The organism is uncultured Polaribacter sp., assembly GCF_947503875.1.
Lineage (GTDB): Bacteria > Bacteroidota > Bacteroidia > Flavobacteriales > Flavobacteriaceae > Polaribacter.
Genome location: NZ_CANNFH010000005.1, coordinates 70,250 through 92,966, shown reverse-complemented (window position 1 = coordinate 92,966; position 22,717 = coordinate 70,250). Strand labels below are relative to the sequence as shown.

General features: G+C 30.3%; 19 protein-coding genes. 4 read left to right on the top strand and 15 right to left on the bottom strand.

The window, feature by feature from the left end; genetic code table 11:
- Window position 1 precedes the first annotated feature (1 nt).
- The 12 genes from Q0684_RS09415 to Q0684_RS09360 form a co-directional block, all read right to left on the bottom strand.
- Entirely contained in the window at window positions 2-1,171 is a 1,170-nt protein-coding gene (locus Q0684_RS09415; protein WP_299015783.1) for an FtsX-like permease family protein, read from the bottom strand.
- 39 nt (window positions 1,172-1,210) lie between these two features.
- Window positions 1,211-1,606 carry a 30S ribosome-binding factor RbfA gene (gene rbfA, locus Q0684_RS09410; RefSeq protein WP_299015781.1) on the bottom strand — a complete coding sequence of 132 codons (396 nt, stop codon included), beginning with the start codon at window positions 1,604-1,606 and terminating at the stop codon, window positions 1,211-1,213.
- 20 nt (window positions 1,607-1,626) lie between these two features.
- Window positions 1,627-2,271, bottom strand: a complete 645-nt coding sequence (locus Q0684_RS09405; protein WP_299015779.1) for a response regulator transcription factor — start codon at window positions 2,269-2,271, stop codon at window positions 1,627-1,629.
- Window positions 2,268-3,017 carry an ATP-binding protein gene (locus Q0684_RS09400; RefSeq protein ID WP_299015776.1) on the bottom strand — a complete coding sequence of 250 codons (750 nt, stop codon included), beginning with the start codon at window positions 3,015-3,017 and terminating at the stop codon, window positions 2,268-2,270. Before Q0684_RS09400 ends, Q0684_RS09405 begins: the two co-directional genes overlap by 4 nt.
- Window positions 2,996-3,340: a hypothetical protein gene (locus Q0684_RS09395; protein ID WP_299015773.1), complete on the bottom strand. Its 345-nt coding sequence runs from the start codon at window positions 3,338-3,340 to the stop codon at window positions 2,996-2,998. The genes Q0684_RS09400 and Q0684_RS09395 overlap by 22 nt, the downstream gene beginning before the upstream one ends.
- A gap of 307 nt (window positions 3,341-3,647) precedes the next feature.
- Complete coding sequence (locus tag Q0684_RS09390) at window positions 3,648-4,262, bottom strand: hypothetical protein (protein ID WP_299015768.1); 615 nt, start codon at window positions 4,260-4,262, stop codon at window positions 3,648-3,650.
- A gap of 320 nt (window positions 4,263-4,582) precedes the next feature.
- Window positions 4,583-4,861: a hypothetical protein gene (locus Q0684_RS09385; protein ID WP_299015762.1), complete on the bottom strand. Its 279-nt coding sequence runs from the start codon at window positions 4,859-4,861 to the stop codon at window positions 4,583-4,585.
- A 78-nt stretch (window positions 4,862-4,939) separates the two neighbouring features.
- Window positions 4,940-6,448, bottom strand: a complete 1,509-nt coding sequence (gene atpD / locus Q0684_RS09380; protein WP_299015760.1) for a F0F1 ATP synthase subunit beta — start codon at window positions 6,446-6,448, stop codon at window positions 4,940-4,942.
- A gap of 175 nt (window positions 6,449-6,623) precedes the next feature.
- Entirely contained in the window at window positions 6,624-7,982 is a 1,359-nt protein-coding gene (locus Q0684_RS09375) for an OmpA family protein (protein WP_299015755.1), read from the bottom strand.
- A 253-nt stretch (window positions 7,983-8,235) separates the two neighbouring features.
- Entirely contained in the window at window positions 8,236-11,373 is a 3,138-nt protein-coding gene (locus tag Q0684_RS09370; RefSeq protein ID WP_299015752.1) for a UvrD-helicase domain-containing protein, read from the bottom strand.
- Window positions 11,374-11,411: 38 nt separating this feature from the next.
- Complete coding sequence (locus tag Q0684_RS09365; RefSeq protein ID WP_299015750.1) at window positions 11,412-12,572, bottom strand: metal ABC transporter permease; 1,161 nt, start codon at window positions 12,570-12,572, stop codon at window positions 11,412-11,414.
- Window positions 12,565-13,692 carry a metal ABC transporter permease gene (locus tag Q0684_RS09360; protein WP_299016421.1) on the bottom strand — a complete coding sequence of 376 codons (1,128 nt, stop codon included), beginning with the start codon at window positions 13,690-13,692 and terminating at the stop codon, window positions 12,565-12,567. The genes Q0684_RS09365 and Q0684_RS09360 overlap by 8 nt, the downstream gene beginning before the upstream one ends.
- Window positions 13,693-13,698: 6 nt before the next feature.
- Here Q0684_RS09360 and Q0684_RS09355 point away from each other — a divergent pair, with 6 nt between their 5' ends.
- A complete protein-coding gene (locus Q0684_RS09355) occupies window positions 13,699-13,875 on the top strand; it encodes a hypothetical protein (protein ID WP_299015747.1) in 177 nt (58 codons plus the stop codon).
- A gap of 25 nt (window positions 13,876-13,900) precedes the next feature.
- On the opposite strand, the gene Q0684_RS09350 is transcribed toward Q0684_RS09355, so the two are convergent.
- Genes Q0684_RS09350 through Q0684_RS09340 form a run of 3 tightly spaced genes read right to left on the bottom strand, consistent with a single transcriptional unit; the run spans window position 13,901 to window position 16,214 of the window.
- Window positions 13,901-14,641 (bottom strand): metal ABC transporter ATP-binding protein, encoded by a 741-nt coding sequence (locus Q0684_RS09350; protein WP_299015745.1) that lies wholly within the window; start codon window positions 14,639-14,641, stop codon window positions 13,901-13,903.
- 4 nt (window positions 14,642-14,645) lie between these two features.
- Window positions 14,646-15,554, bottom strand: coding sequence for a zinc ABC transporter substrate-binding protein (locus Q0684_RS09345; protein WP_299015742.1), 909 nt, complete (start codon window positions 15,552-15,554; stop codon window positions 14,646-14,648).
- Window positions 15,555-15,560: 6 nt separating this feature from the next.
- Window positions 15,561-16,214 carry a metal-dependent transcriptional regulator gene (locus tag Q0684_RS09340; protein ID WP_299015739.1) on the bottom strand — a complete coding sequence of 218 codons (654 nt, stop codon included), beginning with the start codon at window positions 16,212-16,214 and terminating at the stop codon, window positions 15,561-15,563.
- Between the two features lie 148 nt (window positions 16,215-16,362).
- On the opposite strand from Q0684_RS09340, the gene Q0684_RS09335 reads away from it, so the two are divergent.
- The 3 genes from Q0684_RS09335 (at window position 16,363) to mfd (ending at window position 22,703) form a co-directional block, all read left to right on the top strand.
- A complete protein-coding gene (locus tag Q0684_RS09335; protein WP_299015736.1) occupies window positions 16,363-18,720 on the top strand; it encodes a TonB-dependent receptor in 2,358 nt (785 codons plus the stop codon).
- Window positions 18,721-18,730: 10 nt separating this feature from the next.
- Complete coding sequence (locus tag Q0684_RS09330) at window positions 18,731-19,219, top strand: DUF255 domain-containing protein (protein ID WP_299015733.1); 489 nt, start codon at window positions 18,731-18,733, stop codon at window positions 19,217-19,219.
- A 112-nt stretch (window positions 19,220-19,331) separates the two neighbouring features.
- On the top strand, window positions 19,332-22,703 hold the full coding sequence (mfd, locus tag Q0684_RS09325) for a transcription-repair coupling factor (RefSeq protein WP_299015730.1): 3,372 nt from the start codon (window positions 19,332-19,334) through the stop codon (window positions 22,701-22,703).
- Window positions 22,704-22,717: the final 14 nt, after the last annotated feature.

Sequence of the window (22,717 nt, the reverse complement as noted above, 5' to 3'; positions counted from 1 at the left end):
CTTACTTTTCTATAAAGTCTTTAGAAATTCTACTACTTGCAATTTTTGCGGCTATAAAGCCCAAAACAGTTATCGTACCAATTACAATAAATAAATTGGCAAATTGAAATTCTACAGGATAAGCGATACCAGGCACAATCATAAACAATTCAAATTTTTGCTGTACAAAAACTAGTAAAACTCCTAGAAATAAACCAACACACATTCCTATAAAAGTTAGTAAAAATCCCTGAAAAACAAATATATTTTTAATTTCCTTTAGGGAAGTGCCTAAACTAAATAAGGTTTTTAAGTTGGTTTTTTTATCAATAATCATCATAATAATAGCGCCAATAACATTAAACAAGGCTATAATTACAATTAGTGTAAATATTAAATATGAGATAAAATTCTCTGTATTTATCACTTTATAAAAAACTTCATTTAATTGTTCTTTGGTTTGTACTTTTAAATCTGTGTTTAAACTATTTCTTAGTACTTTGGCAACTTCATCTGCACGCTTGCCATTTACCAAATCAACCTCTATACTGGTTACCTGATTTTTCTTGAATTTTAGTAATGCTCTAGCTTCATCTATAGCCACAAATACAAACTTATTTTCAAAATCTTCTGTACCTGCATAAACTCCTATAATTTGGGTTTCTAAGGTATAAAAAGGGTTTCTAGGGTTTATAAAACCTGTACCAAATTTTGGTATTCTAATTTTTAAAGGATTGCCATAATTATAAGTACCTAAAGATAATTTATTAGAGATTCCTCTACCAATTACTGCAATATTTTTTAAGCTAGGCTGCAACCAAGTACCTACATACAAAGAAGAATCTATTTTAGATATTTTTGTAAAGTTAGTATCTACTCCTTTTACATAAGCAATTTCTGTTTTCTCATTATACTCTAAAAAAACACGTTCTTCTATGGTTTTAGAAATTGCGTTTATACTTTTGTTCTCAGTTAAAATCTTAGTAATTGCTTCTGTAACAAAAAAAGATTTGCCTTTTGTTGTAGTTATTTTAATATCAGGGTCAGATACTTCTAACAAACCATCACTAAAAGTTCTTAAACCAGAAAAACCAGAAAGTATAATAAACAAAGCTAAAGCACCTACAATTACACCAAAAGATGCAATTAAGGTAATTATATTTATGGCATTGTTACTTGTTTTAGAAAACAAGTATCGCTTTGCGATGTAGTAAGAGAAATTAATGAGTGTTTATTTTTTTTGACGTCTTGGTAAAACTTCTGGGTTTTTAATTGGATCTGCATCATTACCTTGTAAAGATTTGTCAATTTCTTCAATATAATCTAAAGTATCGTCTCCAAAAAACAACAATTCTGGCATTCTACGCAGTTGATTTTTCGTTCTTTTTGCCATTTCATGACGAATTAAAGGTGTGTTAGATTGCACTCCTTTTACTATTTCGTCTCTTTTTTCTGAAGGAAAAACACTTAGATACACCTTAGCAATACCCAAATCTGAAGTTACATGTACTTTAGAAACAGAGATAATTACTCCTTTCATTCCATCTTGTGCTGCTTTTTGCAACACATCTACCAAATCTTTTTGTAAAACTCCTGCAATTTTACGCTGTCTGTTTGTTTCTTCCATAGTACAAATTTACAATATTTTTATGGAGTATAAATCTTATTTTTAATAGCATACATTACCAAACCAACTCTATTTTTCACATTTAGTTTGGTAAACAAAACATCTCTATAACCATCTATTGTCTTAGGGCTTAAACACATTTTATCGGCAATTTCTTTATAAGTAAGTTCAGAACAAGCATATTGCATAAAGGTAAGTTCTCTATCTTTAAAAACAATTTCTTTAGTCTTATTACCAGAAACAGACTTCATTAATAAATTAGTAACATTTTGCGTGTGGTAAAAACCATTTTCTACAATTTCTACTAGTGCTTTTTCTAAGATTTCCTTTTTAGTATCCTTTAATAAATAACTTACGGCACCTGCTTTTAACATTTTTAAAATGGTAAGATCTTCATCTTCTACAGAAAGCGCCATTACATTTACTGTTTCGTGGTTTTTGGTAATCCACTCTGTAGTTTCAATTCCGTTTAAAATGGGCATATTTATATCCATTAAAACTACATCTGGTATAAACTCTGGTGATTTGGTAAATTTATCTACCAATTCCTGGCCATTTGCACAAGTATATAGTACTTTAAACTTACTAAAACCATTTACCATACCTGCAATTGCTTGCGATAACAGGTTATGATCATCTACCACTACTACAGTATAATTTATCATAATTTATACGTTATTTTTAAGGTTGTTCCTTTATTTTCTTCGGATGTAAAAACAGCGGTTGCTCCAATTAATTTTGCTCTATTTTTTATGTTTTCTAAACCTATACCTTTAGAAATAATTTCTGAAGCAAAACCAATACCGTCGTCTTTTGCAATAATTTCTAGCTCATTTTGTTTAAAATCTAAAGCTACATTTAAATTTTTTCCTTTTGAATGTTTTATAGTGTTCGAAAAAAATTCTTGTAAGATTCTAAAAATAATAATACTTGCCTTTTTGTCTATTGCAAATTCTTTTCCTTTTATTCTTAATACAGATTTTATAAAGTTCAGTCGATTAAAACGATCTATTTCTAATTGAATTGCTTCTATTAAACGAATATTTTTAATAACTTCTGGATTAATTAGTTTAGATAATGCTCTAACTTCTGTTAAGCCTTTTGTTATGGTTTCAGAAACCTCATGTATATTTTCTGAAGATGTATTTTGCAGTTGAATTTTAGCTAAGGTTAATAACTGACCAATATTATCATGCAACTCCCAACTAATATTTCTTAACGTTTCTTCTCTAATTTCAATTTGCGTTTCTGAAATTTCTCGTTCAAAACGTTTTTTATCTTCTTCCTTTTGGATTAAAAGTGTATTTTTTCTCTTTTGATAAAAGCCAAATAGCAATACTACAAAAACAACAAATACAACAATTATTATTGTTGTGACTAAAAGTATTATTACTCTTTCTTCTGACTCCATAACGCTCCAAATATAAAAACACAATACATTACCAATGCTAAAAATGGTGCTATATTCTTAATAAAAATAATATCTTTTTTTTCTAATTTAGAAAAGGCATTCATCATTAAAGTACCAGGTATAGCGTCTAGATAATAAAGTAATAAACCAACGGAAATCCAAAATGGTAGTGACCTTCTAAGATTCATAACTCTATCAGAATTTATAAAATCCTTAAAAAACAAAAAGACAGCAACTGTAACAATAAAACCACCAGAAACTGAAGCTAGACTGTTATAAGTTATTAAATAAACACCTTTATAAGTGTAGTAGAAACTTGACAAGAAATAGATAATATTAAAAATAATTATAAAATATTTAACTATTTTTTTACTAAACCTAAATAACAAAATTTCTTTTAAAAAAAGCAATAAAAAATTGAATTCTGCTAACGTAAGTAAGTTATAAACCCAAGTATTACGAGCCCTTCTAAAAGGTCCAACAAAATGAGCTAATAATTCAAAAAAAAGCATAGAAACCAAAAAACCAAGAAAAAACTTCAAGTTTACCTCAAACTTTTTCTTAAAATATTTTAGTGAGTATATTATTATGGTTATTAAATATAATAAAAGAAATAAACTCTTTAGCATTTTAATAAGGTGGTGTGTGTTCTAATCTATTTGTCCCAGAACTTTCTAGATCCTCACCATCTAATATTTGAAATGGTAAAAAGGAAGCTCTTTGTATTCGTTTAGTTGCATTACTGCTAAATTTATTTAAAAATTCTGTAAACTTAATTGGTGTTCCTTTTTCAGAATATAAGGGTTCAAAAGCTACACTATTTTTATTTCCAATTTTAGCAGTTGGCATAAAAATTAAAGTTTGTCTTCCTCTTTTAGCTATAGTACTGTGGTCTCTAGGATATGCCGCAGAAAAAATTCTAACGCCTGTTAATTCAATATCTTTTTCTTTAGACAATCTCTCTAAATAAGCAATGTATTGTTTTAGTTGCGCAATTTCATAAAAATGAGAAATACTTTCAATAGTATCTTGTTTGTTTCTTGTAAATTCTTTTCTATACTTATCTAATACCTTTTTCTGCCCAACATCATATTGATGGAACATACCTGCCATTTCTTTATATGTAATTGCATTTTCTGGTCGTGAATCATTTACTAAATGCTCTTTATGAGCACACTCAGGAGTACAACCAATTGCTAAAAATAATACAAATAAAAAAACGGTAAATTTTAAAATAAGTTTCATAAAATAAGGTTTTAGTTAATTCTTTAAAAATACAATTTAAATTAGAACTTCAATATTTCATCTTTACACAATATCACAACTAATTGAAAATAAGTTGATTATATATTTAAACATGATTATTTCGTAAAAAAAAAGGGTGTTTTTCCCCTAAACATTAGGAGCTTTATACTTGATCTTAAAACAAATAAAATTGTGATTTTTGAGGCATGAATTAATTAAGAAAAAGTTATTAGGGGAAATTGCAAATCATTTTTAATAACAACTAAAAAACCTCAAAACAAAATTGTTTTGAGGTTTTTTTATTTAAGTATTTTAACAAATTAATCTGCTAAAATAATTGCTTTGTTATCGTTTAGTTCTAAAGTACCAGAGTTAATCTTTAAAATTAACTTATCTCCTTCACTTGTAAACTTCTCTTTAAACTTTTCTGTAATATTAGGATTTAACGCCTTTATTGCAATATTACCTTGCATTAAGTTTGCCACAATTGGTGCGTGATTGTCTAATATTTGAAACTCACCATCTGTACCAGGAGCAGAAAAAGAATCTACTTCTGATGAAAATAAGATAGCCTCTGGTGTTACAATTTCTAAAAACATATTTTTTTGGTTTTTAGTCTTTAGTTTTTAGTCTTTAGTTATTCACTCATAACTCAAAACTCATAACTCAAAACTTGTTTACGCCTCAGCTAACATTTTTTCTCCTGCATCTATGGCATCTTGTATAGAACCTCTAAGGTTAAATGCAGCTTCTGGATACTTATCTAACTCACCATCCATAATCATGTTAAACCCTTTAATAGTATCTTTAATATCTACTAAAACACCAGGTATACCTGTAAATTGCTCAGCTACGTGAAAAGGTTGAGATAAGAAACGTTGTACACGTCTTGCTCTATGTACTACCAATTTATCTTCTTCGGATAATTCTTCCATACCTAAAATGGCAATAATATCTTGTAATTCCTTATAACGTTGTAAGATTTCTTTTACTTTCTGTGCACAATCATAGTGCTCATCACCTAAAATGTCTGCCGTTAAAATTCGAGAAGTAGAATCTAATGGGTCTACTGCTGGATAAATACCTAACTCTGCAATTTTACGAGACAATACAGTTGTTGCATCTAAATGCGCAAACGTTGTTGCTGGTGCTGGATCTGTTAAATCATCTGCAGGCACATAAACTGCTTGTACAGATGTAATAGAACCTTTTTTGGTAGATGTAATACGCTCTTGCATTGCACCCATTTCTGTTGCTAATGTTGGCTGATAACCTACGGCAGATGGCATACGACCTAGTAAGGCAGAAACCTCTGAACCTGCTTGTGTAAAACGGAAAATATTATCTACAAAGAAAAGTACATCTTTTCCTTGACCATCTCCTGCTCCATCTCTAAAATATTCTGCTATTGTTAAACCAGATAATGCTACACGTGCTCTTGCTCCTGGTGGCTCATTCATTTGTCCGAAAACAAAAGTAGCCTTAGAATCTTTCATACCTGGCTTATCTACTTTAGATAAATCCCATCCTCCATCTTCCATAGAGTGCATAAAATCGTCTCCGTATTTTATAATTCCAGATTCTAACATTTCACGAAGTAAATCATTTCCTTCACGAGTTCTCTCTCCAACACCTGCAAACACAGATAAACCACCATGACCTTTTGCAATGTTATTAATTAACTCTTGAATTAGAACTGTTTTACCTACTCCTGCTCCACCAAAAAGACCAATTTTACCACCTTTTGCATAAGGCTCAATTAAATCGATTACCTTAATACCTGTAAATAAAACTTCTGTAGATACAGATAAATCTTCAAATTTGGGTGCACTTCTGTGAATTGGTAAACCGTCTTTACCTTCTTTTGCTAAGTTTCCTAAACCATCAATAGCATCTCCTGTAACGTTAAATAAACGCCCATAGATATCATTACCAATTGGCATTTGTATTGGGTTACCTGTAGCTATAACTTCAGCACCTCTACTTAAACCATCAGTAGCATCCATAGAAATGGTTCTTACGGTATCTTCACCAATATGTTGCTGTACTTCTAAAACTAAAATAGAACCATCTGCTTTTTTAATTTCTAATGAATCGTAAATTTTTGGCAATTCATTCTCTGTATTGAATTCAACATCAATTACTGGCCCAATAATTTGAGAAACTTTTCCTGTTGCTGTAGACATTTGTATCTAATTAAATTTGTTAATTGTTTTGAGATTTAACATCTCATTTTAAGGAGGCAAAGGTAAATGTTTTGATTGTAACTAAAAAAATATTTTGACCCTAAAACGAAACAATATTGCATAAAAAAACCTCATCTAAAAGATGAGGTTTTAAAATATAAATTAAAGAGTACTATTATTTGTTTGATACTTTAACAACAACTCTTCTGTTTTGTGCTCTTCCTGCTCTTGTTTTATTAGAAGCAATTGGCTGATCTTCACCATAACCTACTGCAGATAATCTTGAGACAGAAATACCGTTACTTACTAAATAATCTCTTACTGCTTTCGCTCTTCTATCAGAAATTCTAGAGTTAGTACTAGCAGAACCTGTACTGTCTGTATGACCTTCAATTACAAAATTAGCGTTAGGGTAATTTTTCATTACTTTAACAATTTCATTTAGTTTATTAGTAACTCCTGGCTTGAAAGAAGATTTACCTATATTAAATAAAATCGCTTTAGCGAATTCTCCTAAAGAGTTTTCTGCTTCTTTAGTAATAACTGCTGCTGGACATCCGTTGTTTGAAGCAACACCAGCTACAGTAGGACACTTATCATCTTTATCTAATACACCATCGTTATCAGAATCTTTAAAAGGACAACCACCATTAGAAGAAGGACCTGCTACATTAGGACATTTATCGTTTTTATCAACTACTCCATCTCCATCAGCATCTGGACAACCTTTATTAGCTTTTGTTCCTTTAGCATTTGGACACATATCATCTTTATCAGCAACTCCATCACCATCAGAATCTGGACAACCATTCATTGCTGCTAAACCAGCAACATTTGGACAAGCATCATCAGAATCTTTAATCCCATCACCATCAGCATCTGGACATCCGTTGAATTCTTTTAAACCAGCAACTTCTGGACATGCATCATCTTTATCATATACTCCATCACCATCTGTATCTTTTCCTCCAAATCTAATAACTAGACCTAAAGTTGTTTGATAGTGTGTTCTAATATTATCAGCAAAACCATATTTAGTTCCTGTTTGAAAGTTTAATCCTAAATTATCATTAAACCAAGCATTAAAACCAACACCACCGTTTAACATTGCTTCTCCATCAGAATCTATAGCAGTGTAACCACCACCTAAGTATACATAAGGATCAAACCAACCTGTTTCTCCAACCAAAGTATTTAAATCATACTTCACGATCGCATCAACAGCCCAATATAATAAATCAGAATCATTTTCCTCGATAAGTGTTTCAATCTTATTTAAAGAACCTGCAAGCTGTAAAGAAAAACCTTTATCTAAATACTTTTCTCCAGTAATTCTAGAAATAGAAGGTAAAACATTCCAGTCTCTATTACCAAGTAAATCTTCTACTTGAGTTCCAAAATCAGAACTTCCATAAATATCTACATTGTTAAGTCCAAAGCCAATAGCCCATGGATTGTTCTCATCTTGTGCATTTATGCTTCCCATTGTAGCAAACATAAACAGAGCTATCACAGCCAATTTTAAGTGTTTCATTATCAAATTTTTAAATTAAAAGTTTGTTATTTTAAGCGCAAAAGTAAGTTGTTCTAACTTATCTTCAAAGACAAATCTACAAAAAGTTCAAAATAATCACAAGTTTTTAGCAACTCTAAATTAGATTTCTATCTTTTAAAATAGAAAAATAGTATTACTTTTTAACAATTTTTCTTTAAATGGTGAGAGTTTTTAACTTTTTTTAAGTAATTAGAAACTACAATAATATTTTTTGAAAATTTTGTATTGCTAGTTAAACCTCAACAATCTCTAGTTCTTTTCCAAGATACAAGAGTAATTTTTCTTTTACTACAAAGCCCATAGTATTTAAAACCTTTTCGTACTTTAATAATTGTTGATGATGCTCCTTTGAGGATGCACCTGTTTTGTAATCTATAATAGTTAGTTCTTTGTCCTGATTAAAAACTAAACGATCTGGAATTATAATTTGGTTATCTACGTCCACAATTTCACGCTCATTATATGTAAGCACTTCTTCTGTGTAATATTTTTTCAATTGTGGATGATTTACAACAGCTAAAACAATTCTTTTTATAAACTCTAAATCTTCCTTTTCTATAAAACCTTGATTATAGAAATTAGTAACTACAAAGGCTGCGTCTTTAGCTACTCTAATTTTTGCAAAAATCTCATGTAACAAATTACCAAAGTCTATTGCTTTACCTTGTTCTGTATTCCATAGCTTAGAAGAACTTGCCAACAAGACAATATTATGTTCTTGCCAAGGTGTGGCTATAAATTTTTGATGTTCTTCTGTACAACTAGCGTTGATTTCTTTTTTACTTGCTCTTTCTGAATCCCCAAAATTATAGTGTAATTTATCTGTATTCCATAGATGTTGTTGTTTTAAAAAATTGATAAAAATACCCGCATAAAAATTAATATTTTCTTCTCCTTTTGCAGATATTTTGTAATCTGTTATAATGTGTAACTGTTCTACAGCTCTTGTTAAGGCTACATAAAGCAAGTTAAAATTATCTAACTCTAACGCTTGTCTTTGTTGATTGTAAATTTCTAAACCTCTGCTGTTTATAAAACCCAAATCTTTTTTAAAATCGATTAACAACTCTTTAAACTCGTAGGTTTCTGGCAAACTATCTAACCAAACTTTAGGGTTTATTTGTCTGTAAATATCTACATCGCAAGGAAAAATAACCACAGGAAACTCTAAACCTTTAGATTTATGAATCGTCATTATTTGCACAGCATCTGTACTTTCTGGCGCAACAATACTCAATTTATCCTTTTTTAAATCCCAGAAATCTAAAAAATCTTGAATGCTGGTTTCTTTACGTTGCTGCTCTAAAACAACATCTAAGAAAAACTGAACATAGGCATCTGAAGTTTCAATCAGTTGAAAACTTCTAATAATAGTTTCTACTTTTTCATAAAAAGGAAGCTGAAAAAAATAAGAAAGATCAAACTTTACATTGTACTTTTCTAAACAGGTAAATAATAAAACGTTATCATATTTAATGTGCGCTTGAATAAATTGATGTTTCTGTTCTTTGATTTTTAAGTGCTCGTGTAAAAAATATAAAATTTCAAATCTTGTTTCTTCATCATTCATATTTTGCAAAATTTGTAACATATTAATGATGAACTTAATTTTAACATCATTATTTAATAATAAGGTTTCTGAAGAAACAATAGGCACCTCTTTTTCAGATAAAAAATCTGCAATTGCAATTCCGTCTTTTTTAGTTCTTGTAAGCACACAAATTTCGCCTAAACTGAAATTATTTTGCTCTAAATTTTGAATGGTTTCTAAAACTTTAGTGGGGTATTTTAGCTTTTTTTCTTCTTTATCTTCTAATTTCTCTAAAAATTCTAAAGAAACATAACCACCCTTTTTAATGTTCTCTTTTTGTTTATTTCCTTCTAAATAAATATTTTTATAAGCTTCATTTTGAAGAAAATTAGCAGTATGCTGAAAGAAATTATTATTAAAATTGATAATTTTTGAATAACTTCTATAATTTGTATCTAATTCTTCTACTTTTTTATCAATTTGAAAAGGGTTTTTACCTAAATCTCCAGTTATTCCTAAGTCTATAAATTGTTCTGCTTTTCCTCCACGCCATCTGTAAATGGCCTGTTTACCATCGCCAACCAACAATAAATTACTGTTTTCTTGCGCTAAAGCATTGTCTATAAGAGGAATTAAATTTTGCCATTGCAACTCAGACGTATCTTGCATTTCATCTATAAAATAATGCATAAAACGTTGCCCAATTCTTTCATATATAAAAGGTGCTGGTTGATCTTTTATATTGTCTGAAATTAGTTGATTAAATTCTGCATTTAATCGAATATTATTGTCTTCTTTTATATGGTTAAGCTCGCTATTAATATTATTTAAAACCGCTAAAGGAATAATGCTTTTGAGCGCTAAATTATTCATTAAAATTTGCCTATAAATTGTTTTGCTTTCTTCAAATTGAACAATTATTTTTGGCATTAATCCATCAATAGTATTTGCGATTTCTGCAGATTTAGATTTGGCATAAAATTGATTGTTTTCAATAGCTTTATCTATAGTTTCACTTCTACCAATAAATTTTCCACCTAAAGTTTCATCATTTAATTCCTTAAAAAACTTAGGAATTGTACCTCTTAAAAAATCTTTTTGATCTAAGCCTTCATTAGCAATTAAAGCACCAACATTTGCCCCTACTTCTTGCAAATTCTTTTTTAACGCCTTTTGATGTGTACTTAATTTACTTTTTAAGTTCGTAAAATCATCTAACTGCTTATCTGCTAAATTTCTAAAATGTTTGGTATCGTCTTCATTTAAAAGAATTTTGGCAAATTCATTTAAGTCTCTAGAAATGTCCCAAGATTTGTCATCATCGGTTTTATCTAAAGTATAATCTATAAGTAATTTGGTTAACTTTTTATCTGTACCAATTTTAGAAATTAAAATATCTACAGCTTCATTTAATAAGGAAACTGCATCCATTTCTACTTCAAAATTTAGCGACAAACCCAAATCGTAAGCAAAACTCTTTATAATTTTATGCGTAAAACTGTCTATAGTAGTAATAGAAAAAGCCGAATAATTTTGAAGAATCGCATCTAAAATCTTTTTACTTCGCTCTTCAATTTTACTAAAGTCTAAATTGGTTTCCTTAATAATGTGTGGCAATAAATCGTTGGTTTTACCTTCAGAAAAAGCTTCTAAGTTTTCTAAAACTCTTTCTTTCATTTCACCAGCAGCTTTGTTGGTAAAAGTAATTGCCAACACTTTCTGAAACATAAAAATATCATCAGAAGTTAATAATACTGTAAGGTACTTTTTTACTAAAGTGAAGGTTTTTCCGCTTCCTGCAGAAGCATTATAGACTTGAAAATTTGAAGGTATTTGCACAATTTATTTTTTATGCAAAATACAAAATATAGTAAGTATTATCCTCTAAATAAAAAGAAATCATCTTTTATAGATTCTATTTTAGAATGATCATTTGTTATGATGTAATCAATTGCTTTATCTGTAAAGTTTTTTCCTTTTTTAGTTAAAGAAATAATGTCTTTCTCTATGGTAATCATATTATTTTTCAGAGCCAAATCTACCACAGACTTCGATTTTACGCGTTGCCAATTAATATGCTCATTTAAATGATTTATATGACGCTCTTTTATTTCTTGATGATTGTTTAAATGCAATAAAAACGTTAATAAAGAGACTTCTATTTGCTGTTGTTTATTACGATACAAAACAGAAATTAAACCTTTTTTTGGAGCGAATAAGTAGACTAATAAAAATAAAATTCCTAAAACTGTGGTCATAGATCCAGAAATTGAAGCGTCTAAACCATGTGCCAGCCAATAGCCAGCAATGGCAGAAAAAACACCAAATAAAACTGACAATACCAACATCTTTTTTAAATTGTCTGTTAATAAATAGGCAGTTGCAGCTGGCGCTATCATTAAAGCTACCACTAAAATTGCGCCAACAGCATCAAAAGAACCTACAATGGTTACAGAAGCAACACTCATTAAACCATAATGAATAATTATTGGCGAAAAACCTAAAGTGGTTGCCAAACCAGCATCAAAAGTGCTAATTTTTAATTCTTTAAAAAAAGCCAATAACAAACCAATGGTTATCAATAAAACTGTGCCAATAACCCATAAAGATTTTGGCCCTAAATCTAATCCATCAACTAAAAAGCGATCAAAAGGCGCAAAAGCCAATTCTCCCAATAAAACAGCATCTATGTCTAAATGCACATCATTTGCATTTTTTGCAATTAAAATAACACCAATACTAAACAAAACAGGAAAAACCAAACCAATAGCTGTATCTTCTTTTACCAATTTTGTTTTCTGAATAAACTCCACCAAAACAACAGTAATTACACCAGTTATAGCTGCCATAATTATTAATAATGGCGAATTTAAATTGTGCGTAATAAAGAAACCTAACACCAAACCTGGCAAAATAGAATGACTAATGGCATCACTTATTAGTGCCATTTTTCTTAACACCAAAAATGTACCTGGAATTGCACAAGCAATTGCCACCATACTTGCAATTAACTGTATTTCTATTTGTGCACTACTCATTTTCGTTGGCTTGTTGATTGTATAAATTTGCTGCAAAATGATATCCTTTTGCAGTCATAGACCACATTGCACCTTCTACATTTATGTATTCTTTTTGTTCTAATTTCCCTAACGATTTTCTTGTATAACCTTGAAAATTATTCAATATTTTTACAGCATGTGGATGTGAAATATTCTCATGACCTTTTACAATCTCAAACATAAAAGCCAATGTTTTATGCAGTTCTAAATCTTTTCTATTCTGAATAAACCGAATTTGTTTAAACAACAAACCTCTTGAAGGGGAAAAAATAAAGGAAAATCCTACAAAAACTGCTGCTACCAAAACAATTACAGGTCCTGTAGATAAATTATTCTGACTAGCACTTATTCCTGTGCCAACTACACCTGCAATAGCTCCAAAAAACGCCGCTAAAATCACCATAACTCCCAAACTGTTTGTCCATTGTCTTGCTGCTGCTGCTGGCGCCAATAACATGGCACTCATTAATACAACACCTACAGTTTGCAAGCCTAAAACAATTGCAATTACAATAAAAGAGGTGATTAAAATATCTATTAAACCTGTATTAAAACCTAGTGTTTTTGCATAATCTGCATCAAACAATAGAATTTTAAATTCTTTCCAAAACAACAATAAAACTACCAAACAGATTGCTGTTACAATTGCCATAAACCAAACATCTCTTGCCAATAAAGTTCCTGCCTGACCAAATAAAAATTTATCCAATCCAGATTGATTTGCATCGGGTTGTTTTTGAATATAGGTAAGCAACAACATTCCAAATCCGAAGAAAATAGATAAAATTAAACCTAAAGCTGTGTCTGATTTTAAGTGTGTTCTTTTTGTAATTCCACGAATCCAAAATGCACCTAATAAACCACTAATTAAAGCTCCAATTAACAAAACGTTGGTTTCTTTTGTGCCTGTAATTAAAAACGCAATTGCAATTCCTGGTAAAGCTGCGTGTGAAATAGCATCGCCTAACAAACTTTGTTTTCTTAGCACAGCAAAACTACCTAACATACCACAAATGGCACCCAATACTGCAGTACCTAAAGTAATTGTTCTTAAGGTGTAATCTGTAAAAACTAATTGTATGTATTCTGTAAAATCGATGGTTTTTTGGTTTTGACTGTTAGTTTGTGGTTTGTGGTTTGTGGTTTGTGGTTTGTGGTTTGTGGTTTATGGTTTATGGTTTATGGTTTATGGTTTATGGTTTATGGTTTATGGTTTATGGTTTATGGTTTATGGTTTATGGAATTTAAAATAATTAAATTAAAACTCCAAACTTGTAATTAACAATTCATAATTGATAATTATTAACTTACTGCTGCACACTAACCTTATAATTAATTCCGTAGGTTTTTGTTAAATTATCATCATTAAAAATTTCTTTTACAGGACCTGTTGCTATTTTTTTTACGTTTAAAAAAGTAACCCAATCAAAATATTCTGGCACGGTTTGTAAATCGTGATGCACAACAACCACCGTTTTTCCTGCTTTTCGTAATTCTTTTAAAATATTTATAATTGTAATTTCTGTAATGGCATCAACTCCTTGAAAAGGTTCATCCATAAAATAGATAGCTGCATCTTGCGCCAAAGCTCTGGCTAAAAAAACACGTTGTTGTTGTCCTCCAGAAAGCTGATTTATTTGTCGGTCTTTAAAAGCCAACATGCCCACTTTTTCTAAAGATTCTAAAGCCGTTTTTTGTTCTTTTTTACCTGGTCTTTTAATCCAGCCTAAACTTCCATACGTTCCCATTTTTACAACATCTAAAGCCGTTGTTGGAAAATCCCAATCTACACTTCCCTTTTGTGGTACATAACCCACCAATTTTCGTTGTTTATCATACGATTTTCCATAAATGGAAATACTACCTGCAATTGGATCTATAATTCCTAGTATAGACTTTATTAATGTAGATTTTCCAGCTCCATTTGGCCCTACAATTGCCATTAAAACACCTTCTGGTATTACCAAATCAATATCCCACAAAACAGGTTTGTAGTTGTAAGCAACTGTTAAATCATCTACAGCAATCGCTATTTTTTGAGATTCCATAGTGTTATTTTAAAGCGTTTACAATGGTATTTACATTGTGTTTATACATTCCAATATAAGTACCTTCTAAAGTTCCTGTACTTCCTAAAGCATCAGAATATAAAGTACCACCAATTAAAACTTCTTTGCCTTTTGCCCTTACAGCTTCTTGCAAAGCTTCTACCGTTCTTTTTGGCACAGAACTTTCTACAAAAATTGCTTTCACCTCATTTTCTTCAATAAAAGCAGCCATTTTTTGAACGTCTTTTACGCCAGCTTCTGTTGCTGTTGATAAACCTTGCAAGCCCACAACATTAAATTGAAATTCTTTCCCAAAATAATTAAAAGCATCGTGTGCAGTTACTAAAATTCGCTTATCTACAGGTAATTTGTTTATTTCTTGCTGAATTTCAGCTTTTAAAGCTGCTAATTTTTTTAAATATTCTGTACCGTTTTCTTTATAGGTTGCAGCATTTTTAGCATCCAAAACCACTAATTGATCTACCACAAATTGGGTAATCAACTCCCAATTATTAATATCAAACCAAATATGAGGATCATAATTAGAAGCAAAATATTCAGAACCTATTAGGGTATTTTTATCAATAATATCAGCAACTGCAATTGTTTTTTTATTTTGATGACGCATTTTCTCAAAAACATCTTCTAATTTCCCTTCTAAATGCAAGCCATTATACACAATGGCATCAGCATTAAATAATTTACTTACATCTCCTTCACTTGCTTTATACAAATGCGGATCTACGCCTGCTCCCATTAAACCTTGCACATCAATTTTATTGCCACCAATATTTTTTACCAAATCAGTAATCATGGTAGTTGTAGTTACCACTTGTAATTTGCCATTCTTTTTTACCTCTTGTTTACAAGAAAAAAAAGTTACCAAGAACACTAAAATTATATATTGTTTCATCTTTATTTATTTCTTAATATAAAGGTTGTTTGCTATTTTATTTGAGATTGACAATTTTTTATCTTCAATTACTATCAACAAAGAATCATCAAACTCTTCTTTTTCTAAAACAGCTATCTTTTTACCTAAAACAATGCCTTTTTTATCTAAAAACTGTAAAAATTCAGACGAAGAATCATCTACACCAACACAAATACCACTTTCGTTTTTTTGTAAAGTTGATAATAAACTTTTCTCTATCGTTTTTAAATTTCCATCTTTATCTGGAATTGGATCTCCATGAGGATCATGCGTTGGAAAGCTTAAAAAAGCATCTAATTGATTAATTAATTTTGGCGATTTTATATGTTCTAATTGTTCTGCAACCTCATGCACTTCATCCCAAGAAAAATTTAATTTTTCCACCAAAAACACCTCCCACAAACGATGTTTTCTAACAATATTAGCTGCTGTTTTTTTTCCAAAAGCTGTTAATGTAACCCCTTTGTATTTTTTATAAACCACAACTTCTTTCTCAGAAAGTTTTTTAACCATATCTGTTACAGAAGATGCTTTTGTTGCTAAACTTTTTGCAATTGCATTGGTGCTAATTCCCTTTTTAGAATCTAACTCTAAATGGTAAATGGTCTTTAAATAATTTTCTTCTGAATGTGTAAACATCAAATTTTATTTAGATAACAAAGATAAACTTTTTATTCTTATAAAAATAATTTTTAGACTAACCTAAAAATTTTATTATATTTGCAGAAAATAAATTTTATTAATTCTAAATAAATACAATAAAGTATTTTAAAATTGATTCAAACAAATGAAACTTAAAACACTCTTAACTTTATTTATATTAGTATTTTCTGCAAAATTAACTGCACAAAACACTACTATTTCTGGTACAGTAACTGCAAAAGGAGAACCAATTCCGTTTACGTTTGTTTATGTAAAAGGCGGTGCAGAAGGCACAAATACAGATATTAATGGAGCATACACTCTAAATTTAAAACCAGGTAAAGACATCTTAATAGAGGTAAGTTCTCAAGGGTATCGAAAAATTTCAAAAAAAATAACAATCAAAAAAAATGAGCAACGAAAAATAGATTTTGTACTTATTGAAGATCGTTTGGGTTTAGATGAAGTTGTGGTTAGTGCCACTAGAAATAGAGTAGAAAAACGCAATGCACCTGTTATTGTTTCTTCTATAAAACCAAGATTATTAAATGCAACACAATCGCTTTCTGTAGCAGATGGTTTAAATTTTGCACCTGGTGTAAGAGTAGAAAATAACTGCCAAAATTGTGGCTTTACACAAGTAAGATTAAATGGTTTAGAAGGGGCTTACACACAGGTTTTATTAAATAGTAGACCTGTATTTTCTTCTCTAATTGGAGTTTATGGTTTAGAGCAAATTCCTACAAATATTATAGACAGAATAGAAGTGGTTAGAAGTGGTGGTTCTGCCCTTTTTGGCTCAAATGCCATTGCAGGAACTGTAAATATTATTACTAAAGATCCTATTTTAAATACTTGGGAAGTTGGTTCTAATTTGGCATTAATTAATGGTGAAGCAGCAGATAAAGTACTTACTTTTAATAGTTCTGTTGTGGCAGACGATCTCAATAGTGGCTTTACTTTATTTGGTAATTACAGAAATAGAGAAAGTTTAGATTTTGATGGCGATGGTTTTACAGAATTAGTAGCACTTAGAAACAATACTGTTGGTGCAAAAGCTTTTTTAAAACCTAATGATAGAAGTAAAATTTCTATAAATTTAAATGCAATTAATGAGTATAGACGTGGTGGAAACAACCTAGATTTAGCACCGCAATTTACAGACATTACAGAAGAATTAAGTCATGATACTTTTATTGGTGGCGCAGAATATGAATTAAATAGTAAAGATTATTCTAAGAAATTACAATTGTACACTTCTGTATCCAACACCAATAGAGATAGTTATTATGGCGGTTTAGGTGGTGGAAGAACAAGGCAAGACAGCATAACTGCAAACAATGCTTTTGGTACCACCAAAGATTTGGCTTGGGTAAATGGTTTACAGTTTACAAAAAATTTCACCAATGATGTTTTAACGGTTGGTTTAGAAGGCAACCATACTGCAACAGAAGATATTATTGCAGGTTATAACAGATTAATAGACCAAACTGTAAATGCTTTTGGTACCTATGCACAATATGAGTGGAAACCAACCACAAAATTTACAGCTTTATTGGGCGCAAGATTAGACAATGTAAATGTAGATGGAGAATATACTGTTGGAAATGTAGAAAGAGAAATTTCTCTAAATCAAACTGCGCTTTCACCAAGACTTACCTTTTCCTACTTATTTACAGAGGCTTTAAAATTTAGAGGTGGTTATGCTCGTGGATTTAGAGCACCACAAGCTTTTAATGAAGATTTGCACATTTCTAGTGTTGGTGGCGAGCCACAATTTGTAATTCTTTCAGACGATTTAAATACAGAATATTCTAACGCATACACAGGTTCTTTCAATTACTCTAAATCCAAAGGCTTGGCACAAATGGATTTTTTAGTGGAAGGTTTTTACACGGTTTTAGAAAATCCGTTTACCTTAGTTAGCACAGGTAGTGTTTTGCCAAATGGTTCTATTTTAGAAGAAGTTAGAAATGGTTCTGGCGCAAAAGTTTATGGTACTAATTTTGAAGCTGGTTATTCTCCTAATCCTAAATGGCAATTTCAATTGGGTGGAACTTTACAAAAAGCTATTTATGACGAGCCACAAGTTATTTTTGAAACTGATGGAACTATTGGAGAAACAGATATTATTATAGACGAATTTACAAGAACACCTAATTTATACGGTTATGTAAACACAACTTATATTCCTTCAGAAAAATTTAATGTAGATCTTACAGGTACCTATACAGGTAGCATGATAGTGCCTTTGGTAGTCAGCGATACTGGTTTTTTACAGTTAAATGAAACCCAATCTTTTTTCGATTTAAATATAAAATTAGAATCTCATATCGATTTTTCTGATGATTTTATGATTACTTTTTCTGGTGGTGTAAAAAATATATTTAATAGTTTTCAAGACGATTTTGATACAGGACCAACAAGAGATTCTGACTATGTTTATGGACCTGCAGCTCCAAGAACAGTATTTATTGGTATAAAATTTGGTAAATTACATTAAACACAAATCCATGAAATTTACATTTGGTTTTCTCTTGCTATGTTTTGTTATTTTTTCTTCGGATGAAATAAAAGCACAAAACCAGAAAATTAATTGGCTAACTTTTGAGCAATTAGAAGATTCTTTAGCGGTTAAACCCAAAAAAGTATTTATAAATTTTTATGCAGATTGGTGTGCCTATTGTAAAAAAATGGATGCTGCTGCATTTAAAAATCAAACGGTTATTAATCTTCTAAACACTAATTTTTACGCTGTAAAAATGGATGCAGAATACAAAGAAAACATCTCCTTTGGTGGAAAAGTATTTAAAAACAAAGAAATTGGTAAAAGCAGAAGACCAACGCACGAAATTCCAAAACTTTTAGGCCAAAGACCAAATGCAAATTTTTCTTTGCCTTTAACTCTAATTTTAAATCCAGATTTTACAGTACTTCAAAGAGATTTTCAATACATTTCTTCTAAAAAAATGATTGCTATTTTAGAGGAAGCGAACCATTAAATCTTAAAATTAAAGTTAAGAAATCTAATAATTAACTTTAAATAAAATTGGAAAGTGCTTTTTAATGGGTTTTTACTGATATTGGTATTACATTTGCATAAAAATTACCGAGTTGAGCAAGCAGCATATTGTAAACCAATACCAAACGTCTGCGAATGTTTCGCAGTTAATTCAACAACTACAACAAGAAAAAAACCAAATTCAAATGCAGAATTTGGTAGGATCTTCGTTGTCTTTTGTGATTTCTGAAACCTTTAAAAAAGCAGAAAAACCCTTTCTTTTAATTTTTAATGATAAAGAAGAAGCTGCGTATCATTTAAACGATTTAGAGCAATTATTAGGTGATAATAATGTGCTTTTTTATCCTGGTTCTTACAGAAGACCTTATCAAATAGAAGAAACAGACAATGCCAATGTTTTATTACGTTCAGAGGTTTTAAACCGTATAAATTCACGTAAAAAACCTGCTGTAATTGTTACCTATCCAACTGCTTTATTTGAAAAAGTAGTTACTAAAAAAGAACTCGACAAAAACACCTTAAAAGTTACTGTTGGCGAAAATTTGTCTTTAGATTTTGTAAACGAAGTTTTGTTTGAATACAAATTTAAACGAGTAGATTTTGTTACAGAACCCGGAGATTTTTCTGTGAGAGGTGGAATTATAGATGTGTTTTCTTTTTCTAATGATGAACCTTACAGAATAGAATTTTTTGGCGATGAAATAGACAGTATCAGAACTTTTGATGTGGAAACACAATTGTCTACAGAGAAACTTAAAAAAGTTTCTATTATGCCCAATGTAGAGAACAAAACCTTACAAGAAAACAGAGAGAGTTTCTTAAAATACATTCCCTCTAAAACCATCGTTTTTACCAAAAATATCGATTTATTAAAAGGAAATTTAGATAAGTTTTATGAAAAATCGAATGAAGCTTTTGAGAAGTTATCCAAAGAAATAAAACATGCAAAACCATCGGAATTGTTTTGTGATGGCGATTTTATCATCAACCAATTAAAAGCATTTAGTTTAGTTAATCTTGGCACAAAGCAACACGCTAAACTTGTTTCAGATTCTAAAGAATTGGCGTTAAATAACGCAGAAGATAGTATTAAATTCAACACCATACCTCAACCTTCTTTTAATAAGCAATTCAACTTATTAATAGACAATTTAGAAGAATATCATAAAGGCGGCTTTACCAATTATATTTTTTGTGCAAACGAGCAACAAGCCAAACGTTTTCAAGATATTTTTGACGATTCAGAAAAAAAAGTACATTATGAAACCGTTGTTTTTCCTTTATACCAAGGTTTTGTAGATGTAGACAATAGATTAGTTTGTTATACAGATCATCAAATTTTTGAACGTTATCATAAATTTCGTCTAAAAAATGGTTATGCAAAAAAACAAGCCATTACCTTACAAGAACTTAACAAATTAGAAATTGGCGATTATGTAACCCACATGGATCACGGAATTGGGAAATTTGGTGGTTTGCAAAAAATAGATGTTCAAGGCAAAAAGCAGGAAGCTATAAAATTAGTGTATGGAGAAAGAGACATTTTATATGTAAGTATTCACTCGCTTCATAAGATTTCTAAATTTAATGGTAAAGATGGTAAAACGCCTAAAATTTACAAATTAGGTTCTGGCGCTTGGAAAAAAATCAAACAAAAAACCAAAGCAAGAGTTAAACATATTGCGTTTAATTTAATTCAGTTATATGCCAAAAGAAAACTACAAAAAGGCGTTGCTTTTGGGCCAGATACACACATTCAGCATGAATTAGAAGGTAGTTTTATGTATGAAGATACTCCAGATCAATTTACTGCTACGCAAGATGTAAAAAACGATATGGAAAAAGAACAACCTATGGACAGATTAGTCTGTGGAGATGTTGGTTTTGGTAAAACAGAGGTTGCTGTAAGAGCTGCTTTTAAAGCAGTAGATAATGGCAAACAAGTTGCTATTTTAGTACCTACTACTATTTTGGCTTTTCAACATTACAAAACCTTTTCTGAGCGTTTAAAAGATTTTCCTGTAAGAATAGATTATTTAAACCGTTTCAGAACTGCGAAACAAAAAACGGCAGCAATAGAAGGTGTAAATGATGGTTCTGTAGATATTATTATTGGTACACATCAATTAACCAACAAACGTTTACAATTTAAAGATTTAGGACTTTTAATTATAGATGAAGAGCAAAAATTTGGGGTTGCAGTAAAAGATAAATTAAAAACGTTAAAAGAAAATGTAGATACCTTAACTTTAACTGCAACGCCCATTCCTAGAACTTTACAGTTTAGTTTAATGGCAGCTAGAGATTTATCGGTTATTAAAACGCCACCACCAAACAGACATCCTATAGAAAGTAACGTCATCCGCTTTAGCGAAGAAACGATAAGAGATGCTATTTCTTATGAAGTTTCTAGAGGTGGACAAGTATTTTTTATTCATAATAGAATAGAAAACATAAATGAAGTGGCAGGTTTACTGCAAAGATTAGTACCATCTGCAAAAATTGGAATTGGCCATGGCCAAATGGAAGGCAAAAAACTAGAAGCATTAATGCTTGGTTTTATGGCAGGAGATTTTGATGTTTTGGTTTCTACAACTATTATAGAAAGTGGTTTAGATGTGCCAAATGCCAATACTATTTTTATAAATAATGCCAACAATTTTGGTTTGTCTGATTTACACCAAATGCGAGGTAGAGTTGGGCGTTCTAATAAAAAAGCATTCTGTTATTTTATAACACCACCTTACCATATGATGACAGATGATGCTAGAAAACGTATAGAAGCACTCGTATTATTTTCTGATTTAGGAAGTGGAATAAACATTGCCATGAAAGATTTAGAAATTAGAGGTGCAGGTGATTTATTGGGCGGAGAACAAAGTGGATTTATAAACGATATTGGTTTTGATACCTATCAAAAAATACTACAGGAGGCTATTGAAGAATTGAAGGAAAATGAATTCGCAGATTTATATCCTACAGACAATAGCAAACCAAAAGAATATGTAAAAGAGGTAACCATTGATACTGATTTTGAGATTTTGTTTCCTGATGATTATATCAATTCAATAACTGAAAGATTAGCATTATATAACAAATTAGGCACTTTAGAAACTGAAGAAGAATTACAAGTTTTTGAAACTGAAATTACAGATAGATTTGGAGAATACCCAACACAAGTAGCAGACTTATTAGATTCTGTAAGAATAAAATGGTTGGCCAAAAAACTAGGTTTAGAAAAAGTAATTTTAAAGCAAAAAAGAATGTTGGGGTATTTTGTATCTGATCAACAAAGTGATTTTTACCAAACAGCAGCATTTTCTAGCATGCTAAATTATTTAAAAAACAATTCTAAAAGTTGTGTAATGAAAGAAAAGCAAACCAAAAACGGATTGCGTTTATTAATTACATTTATACGAATAGACTCTGTAAAAACGGCCTTAGAAATATTGAAAAAAATATAATTTAAATCAAAATT

Coding starts and splice junctions, on each gene's coding strand:
- rbfA (WP_299015781.1), bottom strand. CDS start 1,606: ATGGAAGAAACAAACAGACAGCGTAAAATTGCAGGAGTTTTACAAAAA.
- Q0684_RS09405 (WP_299015779.1), bottom strand. CDS start 2,271: ATGATAAATTATACTGTAGTAGTGGTAGATGATCATAACCTGTTATCG.
- Q0684_RS09400 (WP_299015776.1), bottom strand. CDS start 3,017: ATGGAGTCAGAAGAAAGAGTAATAATACTTTTAGTCACAACAATAATA.
- Q0684_RS09390 (WP_299015768.1), bottom strand. CDS start 4,262: ATGAAACTTATTTTAAAATTTACCGTTTTTTTATTTGTATTATTTTTA.
- Q0684_RS09385 (WP_299015762.1), bottom strand. CDS start 4,861: ATGTTTTTAGAAATTGTAACACCAGAGGCTATCTTATTTTCATCAGAA.
- atpD (WP_299015760.1), bottom strand. CDS start 6,448: ATGTCTACAGCAACAGGAAAAGTTTCTCAAATTATTGGGCCAGTAATT.
- Q0684_RS09375 (WP_299015755.1), bottom strand. CDS start 7,982: ATGAAACACTTAAAATTGGCTGTGATAGCTCTGTTTATGTTTGCTACA.
- Q0684_RS09365 (WP_299015750.1), bottom strand. CDS start 12,572: ATGAGTAGTGCACAAATAGAAATACAGTTAATTGCAAGTATGGTGGCA.
- Q0684_RS09350 (WP_299015745.1), bottom strand. CDS start 14,641: ATGGAATCTCAAAAAATAGCGATTGCTGTAGATGATTTAACAGTTGCT.
- Q0684_RS09345 (WP_299015742.1), bottom strand. CDS start 15,554: ATGAAACAATATATAATTTTAGTGTTCTTGGTAACTTTTTTTTCTTGT.
- Q0684_RS09340 (WP_299015739.1), bottom strand. CDS start 16,214: ATGTTTACACATTCAGAAGAAAATTATTTAAAGACCATTTACCATTTA.
- Q0684_RS09335 (WP_299015736.1), top strand. CDS start 16,363: ATGAAACTTAAAACACTCTTAACTTTATTTATATTAGTATTTTCTGCA.
- Q0684_RS09330 (WP_299015733.1), top strand. CDS start 18,731: ATGAAATTTACATTTGGTTTTCTCTTGCTATGTTTTGTTATTTTTTCT.